Source organism: Spiroplasma sp. hy2 (assembly GCF_044714365.1).
Taxonomy (GTDB): Bacteria; Bacillota_I; Bacilli_A; order Mycoplasmatales; family Mycoplasmataceae; genus Spiroplasma; species Spiroplasma phoeniceum.
The window spans coordinates 1-5,537 of sequence record NZ_RXFZ02000060.1 but is presented as its reverse complement, the minus strand read 5'-3'; the positions used below and the strand labels follow the sequence as shown (position 1 = coordinate 5,537).

3 protein-coding genes are annotated in these 5,537 nt (G+C 26.5%); all 3 read left to right on the top strand.

Annotated features, from left to right (window positions below; translation table 4 throughout):
• Positions 1 to 312: 312 nt before the first annotated feature.
• The 3 genes from EHV01_RS02865 to EHV01_RS02855 all read left to right on the top strand — a co-directional run bounded on the left by EHV01_RS02865 (position 313) and on the right by EHV01_RS02855 (position 5,392).
• Positions 313 to 522 carry a hypothetical protein gene (locus tag EHV01_RS02865; protein ID WP_422066118.1) on the top strand — a complete coding sequence of 70 codons (210 nt, stop codon included), beginning with the start codon at positions 313 to 315 and terminating at the stop codon, positions 520 to 522.
• 71 nt (positions 523 to 593) lie between these two features.
• Complete coding sequence (locus tag EHV01_RS02860; RefSeq protein WP_422066117.1) at positions 594 to 2,270, top strand: MATE family efflux transporter; 1,677 nt, start codon at positions 594 to 596, stop codon at positions 2,268 to 2,270.
• A 167-nt stretch (positions 2,271 to 2,437) separates the two neighbouring features.
• Positions 2,438 to 5,392, top strand: a complete 2,955-nt coding sequence (locus EHV01_RS02855) for a 2-oxo acid dehydrogenase subunit E2 (protein ID WP_422066116.1) — start codon at positions 2,438 to 2,440, stop codon at positions 5,390 to 5,392.
• Positions 5,393 to 5,537 lie beyond the last annotated feature (145 nt).

Below are 5,537 nucleotides of genomic sequence, written 5' to 3'. Positions count from 1 at the left end.
TTAATTATTTTTTTCATTAATTATTTACCTCCATATATTAAAAATATACCTAATTTTAGGTATATTTTATAAATATCAAGAGTTTTCGACAAAATTAAAGAAATATTTTAATTTTTTTAAAAATAGTTGCATTTATTTTAAATGATGTTATCATTTTACTAATAAGAGCTTTGGAAAAAGCGTGTTTGTAATTACAATTTACATAAGGATTATTAATCTTTTTATTTTTTGTGTATAATAGAAAATATTAATATAAAAGGGGGGCAAGACAATGCATTTGTTAGTAAAATCATTATTCGATGTTCTTCCATGATGAGCTGCTTTATTAATTTCAATAATAATTTTAATGCTTATAATTGGATTAGTTTTTTTTTCAAACGAAGAACTGATCAAGTTGCAAATCATAGTGAAAATAAAAAATTAGAAAGTTTATGGCAAAAAATTGGTAAGTCAAGAAAAAAACACAAAAAGCAAAAAACAGTAAATAAGAATAAAAATCAAGATAAAGATAACTTAAAATAAAAATCATAATTTTTATTTTTTTATATTATAATATTTCCAGGATATTTTAGGCTCATTATAAGGGGGATACAATGATAAAAGTACAAGGCAAAAAACATCTGAAATTTTTTGCCTCAAAAAAATGATATGCGACTGCATTAGTACTAATTTTATTAGCAACATTACAAGAAATTATTATGGAATCAACAGATTTAGTTGATAATTTTTTTGCAAGTTCAATTCAAAAAAATGTCCATGGTTATCAAGAACTATTTAATGAGATTAAATATATTTTTGGAGCAGATAATATTTATCATGTAAAAGCAGTTTGAGATAGTTGGGGTTTAGGAAATTATGTTGGATATCATTATACAGCAGGACAATTAGCAATTAATGGAGTTGCTGCCTCTAACCAACTTTATTTTATTATGTTTGCAATTCTAAGCGGAGTTTGTTATGGCTTTGGAGTTTTTAATGCACAATATTATGGTGCTGAAAAATATAAAGAATTACAACAAGTAACATTATTAAAAATTTATGTTTGTTTAATTATTTGCCTTATTGTATTAATTTTATCGCAGGTTTGTGGTTATGAAATGATTAGTTTTACTACAACACCAAAATATGCTCCTCGCCCTGAGATAGTTGCACAATTAAAACCTGAGGATAAAGATTTAGCAATTCAGTGGTTTAAATATTTTGAATATAGAGCAGCGTCAATTTCAACATTAGAAGGAGCAGAGTATTTTAAAATAGTTGCTTTATCATATCCATTGTTAGCAATTAACATTGCTTTTATTACGACTTTACGTGAAACTGGTCGAGCAGGTTTGGCAGTATGAATTTCAGTTATTGCTTTAAGTACGAATTGTTTTATGAATCCATTTTTAATTGAACCAAATTTTATTGCAAATTTTAATGGAATTGGTGTACAAGGAGCCGCGATTGCTACGTCAACTTCACGTATTTTGCAACTTGTTTTTATAATAGTTTTATTTTCATATAAACGGTATAAATTTATTCCTCGAAATTGATGACACTTTGATGGTTATGTTACAAAACGAGCGTTTCAAAAAGCTTGACCAATTGTTTTAAATGAAATTTTTTGATCAGTCGGAATGGTAGTACAAGTTAAATTACGAGCATATTATAGTTTAGATGCTTTAACAGCAAATGCGATTTTTTCAACAATTATTGCTGCTTTATATACGCCGCTGTATCATGGATTTGCTGCGGGAACTTCAGTTTTAGTTGGCAGCCGGTTAGGGGCTAATAATTTAGAAGAGGCAGAATATAATGGTAAACATTTAGTTATTTTGTCTTTTCTAGTTGGAATTATTGCGGGATTAATTTTAGTTGCAGGAGGATGATTTTTACCAGAATTATTGTTTGTAAATAATACGCCAGAAACATTTAGAATTGCACATTGGATGCTTTTTGCTTATGGATTATGATATCCTTGTTTAATGATTGCTGCAACAAGTTATGCCATTATTATAACAGGTGGTGCTGTGATGAATGCCTTTGTTTTAGATGCTTTATTCACATGATTAGTGCCAGTACCATTATTAGCAATTTTAATTTTTACTTTAAATTTAGATATTATTTATATTGTATTAATTATGCAATCAGTTGACAGTTTAAAAGCAATTTGAGCATTGATTATTTTAAAACGAAAAAAATGGGTAAAAAATTTAACAGAAACTAAGCATATTACAGAATTTGATAATAAAGTAAAAAGGATAAAAAGAAATGTGAAAGAAATGTAAAAATTTTGCATTTTTTTATTTTTTGTGTATAATATTATTTTTTATTTTAATACTAAAAAACAGTGAATGTATGATATAATTACTTTGTAATAAAATGGGTATAAAAGTGGCTAAACTAGATTTAATAAAACATATTAAGTTTTTTTTGAATGGGGTAATCAGAAACAATGAAAAAAATTAGAGTATTAACGTTAGAAAAAAAAGGAATTTTAAAAAAATTCTTATATCAGAATGAAGAAGTTAAATTAGGTGATAAAATTGCTTTAATTGAAACTGAAAATGGTGAATCTATTATTACAGCCCCAATGGATGGAATTATTGTTAAGCCAATTAAAAAAGGTACTAAAATTAAACCCAATGCTGTTATTGCTAATTTGCTAACAACTGAAGATGAAATTGAAAAGTATTATTTTAAACGTCTTGAAGATAACGAATTTACTCGTTTAAATAAAAAAGGGGTAAAATTTTCGACAACAAAAAATGGTCAATTTGGAACAAAATGAAATGATGTTGAAGAAGATGATTATTCAGGAATTAGTATTGGAAACGAAAATACTTTACATCCAACTTTTACGCCACCTTTATTGAATCAGCAACAAGTTTACAATAATGAAAACATTATTAATTCAAGAGCTGTATTAATTAATGAACAACAGCCATATGATACTTCGATATTATCACAAAATTTTAACCAAAATGGTGGAACTCCCTTTTCTAAAGAGAATACTATTAATAATAGTTCTTATTTTTCAACAAATATTGAACAAAATCAATCTATTAATTTTCAGCAACAAAACAATTCATCATCACAAAAACAACTTTTTGAACAACCCACTAAAATAACACAAGAAGAACAGAAACGATGGGATGAAACAGCATTATCTTTTGGTCCTAAGAAAACACGAAGATTATCATTTAAAAATTTAAAAATTAATGATAATGATATTATTAATAATCGAGAAAAAATTCCTTCAATTGATACAATTAAAAACCCAATGAATAAAGAAATAAAAAGTGAGTCGAAGACAACAATGGTTAATATTCCTGATTTGAATAGTAATATGTTTCAAGATGGTAACTTTGAATCACAAACAAATAGTTTGAATCAACTGCCTTCTATTCCCAACAATATTATAACGAATGCTATTCCAATTGGACAAACAAAATTAACAGAAGAAAATCAAGCAAAAGAATATGCAAAATATTTAGTTAATACAACAAAGCATCAAGATGAAGTACCAATTAATGCAGCAGCATTTTTTGGTGGTCAAAATGAAAATACTAGTTTTCGTAATCTTGTAAATCAACGTCGTGAGCAATTACATAATAATAATGATTTTCATGAGTTATCATTAGAAAGTGATAATTCCAAAAATTCAATGGATTTTTTAGATGAAGATGGACGTCCTAAAATTTTACGTAATATTGTCCAAGGAAGAATGAATGATTTAATTAAAAGAAATGTATCATCAGAAGTACAAACTGGATATAGTAGTTCTGCTTCTAATTATAATGACAATGTTAATACTTTTAAAACAAATGACAAAAAATTATCTGATGAAGCTTATATTTCTGCTGATGGTTACACAATTGATCCAAATGAGTCAAATGAAGCGAAAGAAAAAAAACAAGGACATTTTTCTCCATTAAAATCTTATCGTGATCGTTTATATGAAAAATTAAATGATAATGGGCAACGAGAAAAAATTTTAAAAACAAGAAATCAACGAGAGTTAATTAAGAAAAGAATGGAGCAAATTGCAAAAGGAAATGTTGAAATTGATTCTGTTTTAGGAGGAATTAATAATTATCAGCGTCCTTCTTTTGAGGAAGTTGAATCACAATATAAAATATTAGATAATGAATATTATGATAATAATTCGCAGCAGAAAAAAACAAATGATGATATAGTTAAACCATCTTTATCATATGAAAAACAACAATCATCTAAGCAATTAACTCAACTTGAAAACAGTGATGAAAGTAACTGTAGTTTAAAAGGTACAATTGACAATAATGTAATGATTGAATTGGCAATTTTAAAAGAACGCTTAGTTAATCAAGAACAAAATAATCGTCAAAATGAATTATTACGAGAAATTCAAAGTTTACGTCAAGTAAATAATAATAATACAGATGGAACAAACATTGAAAAAATGATGCAATATATGTTAATGCAACAAATGTTAAAAACAATGAATGAGTCAGATCCTGTTTTAAAAGAGATGTTAAAAGAATTTAAATTTAATAATAAACAAGGGCCTGAATTAAAAACTGAACATAATTGCGAAGCACATAATTTACAAGTTAAAAAATTTAATTCCACAGAAACTACAATTCCTAATAGTTATGGAAACTTGGTACAACCATTAAATAACAATTTAAATATTATTAATACTAATAGTCAAGTTGAACCACAGGGATTAGAAACAAGAGAAGAAATTAAATCAACAAGATATCCTGCGATTCAATCAATGATTATGTCTCAAGCACATGTACCACCATTAACAATTAATACTGAAATTGATATGTCAGCAATTATTGATCAACAACGAAAATTAAAAAATGCTAATGCTGAGCATGGTGTTCGATTTTCGACAATGAGTTTTTTAGTAAAAGCAGTTTCGTTAGCTTTAAGTGAATATCCAAAATTAAATTCATATTATGATTCAAAAACAAATCAAATTGTAATTAAAAATTCACAACACATTGGGTTAGCAACAGAAACTAGTGAGGGATTAGTTATTCCAGTTATTAAATTTGCTGAGCGAATGAGTTTAAAACAAATTGCAATTAACATTCAAGAAACAATTGAACATTTACGTCAAGGTGAATTATATGATTATGAATTAAAAGGAAGTACTATTACTATTGCCAACTATGGAATGGTTGGAGCAGTTAATGCAACACCAACAATTTTTTATCCTAATTCAGCAGTAATTGGTGTTGGGCGTATTGTTCGTAAACCAATTGTCATAAAAGGGGATAAACTAGTAATTCGTTCAATAATGAATCTTGCTTTAACAATTGATCAACGAATTATTGATGCTGCAGAAGCAGGGATTTTCTTAACACGATTAAAAGAAATTTTAGAATCACCAGAATTAATTACGTTGTCATAAAAAAATCTTATTAATTTTTAATTAATAAGATTTTGGTCGTATAAATTATTTAAGGGTCTTAAATTAATATCTTAGAAATTGTGGAATAATATACCACTTACTTATTTAGATTGTATTACTTTTAATTTTAATGTCAATATATTTT